We start from the raw sequence: 242 nt of genomic DNA, 5'->3' as shown, positions 1-242 counted from the left end.
ATGCTTCCATCCCAGCGATCTCGAAGCGGATCTTGTCTCCAGGCCTGAGCAGCACCGGGGTATCGGCCTGCGCGTCGAAGAGCCTGACGTCGGTATGACCGATGATGTGCCACCCCGAAGGCGCGGTCATCGGCATGATGCCTGCCTGCATGCCGCCGATGATGACGGCGCCCTCGGGCACGTTCAGGCGAGGGCTGCTGCGCCGCGCCCAGGCGAGCCGCGGGTCGAGGCCGGACAGATAA

1 protein-coding gene is annotated in these 242 nt (G+C 66.9%); it reads right to left on the bottom strand.

Annotation, left to right across the window (positions count from 1 at the left end):
• Positions 1-242: carboxyltransferase domain-containing protein (locus tag KVT36_RS32015; protein WP_217607483.1), on the bottom strand; the 242-nt coding region annotated here is incomplete at both ends.

This window comes from Chitinophaga sp. GbtcB8, from assembly GCF_019091455.1.
In the GTDB taxonomy this organism is placed as follows: domain Bacteria; phylum Bacteroidota; class Bacteroidia; order Chitinophagales; family Chitinophagaceae; genus Chitinophaga.
This window is presented reverse-complemented; position numbering and strand designations above follow the sequence as displayed.